This window comes from Roseomonas sp. 18066, from assembly GCF_902706185.1.
Classification (GTDB): Bacteria; Pseudomonadota; Alphaproteobacteria; order Acetobacterales; family Acetobacteraceae; genus Pseudoroseomonas.
The window spans coordinates 1-1,186 of record NZ_CACSJM010000321.1; the positions used below are offsets into that span (position 1 = coordinate 1).

General features: G+C 71.6%; 1 protein-coding gene. It reads right to left on the bottom strand.

The annotated features are described in order from the left end of the window. Nucleotides 1-23: 23 nt before the first annotated feature. On the bottom strand, nucleotides 24-1,004 hold the full coding sequence (locus tag GVN67_RS29015) for an IS110 family transposase (RefSeq protein WP_160000762.1): 981 nt from the start codon (nucleotides 1,002-1,004) through the stop codon (nucleotides 24-26). Nucleotides 1,005-1,186: the final 182 nt, after the last annotated feature.

Below are 1,186 nucleotides of genomic sequence, written 5' to 3' on the forward strand. Positions count from 1 at the left end.
AAAAGAAGCGACTGTCTTGGGTGTCAAGCGGTCTGCTCCTTCGCGGAGGTTGTGGTTCTCCAGGGTGTTGAGCTTTGGAGGATGGCATTGAGGATGGTGAGCAGCTTGCGGGCGATGGCGATCAGGGCGACGCGGGGCGGTTTTCCGGCGGCGCGCAGGCTTTCGCGCTGGACCTTCAGCACCGGGTTGCGGCGTGCGGCGACCATGGCACCGATGTAGACGGCGCTGCGGACCACGGCGCGGCCGCCGCCGATGCGGCTCTGGCCGCGCCACTGGCCGGACTGGCGGGTCCAGGGGGCCAGGCCCGCCAGCGAGGCGATCCGCCGTCGGTCCAGCTGGCCCAGCTCGGGCAGCTCCGCCAGCAGGGTGCGGGCGATGCGCTTGCCGATGCCCGGCACCGAGCACAGCAGCGCCTCCTTCTCGCGCCAGACCGGCGTGCCGCGGATCTGGTCGTCGATCTCGCCGTCCAGCTCGGACAGCTCCTTCTGCAGCGCCGCCAGCAGCCGCTCGATCGAGCGCTGCAGCCGTGGCTCGGTCAGCCGCCGTTTGCGCTGGCCCTCGGCCACCATCATCTGCACGATCTGCCGCCGCCGCCCCACCAGGTCGGCCAGCAGCCGCGTCTGCTCGTCCGGCAGCGGCCGCAGCTCGGGCTGCGTCGCCGCCGCGAAATGCGCGATCACCGCCGCGTCGATCGGGTCCGTCTTGGCCCGCCGCCCCAGCGCCTGCGCGAAGCTGCGCACCTGCGCCGGATTGACCACCACCACCGGCAGCCCCGCCCCCGCAAGCCCGGCCGCGGCGATGCTCTCGAACCCGCCCGTCGCCTCCAGCGCCACCAGCCGCGGCTGCAGCGGCCCCAGCCGCGCCGTCAGCGCCTCCAGCCCCGCCGCGTCGCGCGGCACGGCAAAGGCCTCCACCGTCGCGCCACCTTCGTGCAGCGCCACGTCCAACCGGTCCTTCGAGACGTCGATCCCGACCCAAAGACCACCCTCGGCAGTGCGTTCCATCCTGTCCCGTCCTTGCGCAAGCGGGCTTCGAAAGCGGCCCAAGCGACTGTTCGGGTTCGATGGAACGACGGAGCGTGACCCTCGCTTCTTTACGGGCTCGATCGCCCCAAGGGGTTCCGGGCTACGCTCCGCCACCGCTCCGGACACTCTAGCAACGACCGAGCGCGATGGCGCCAAGTTAC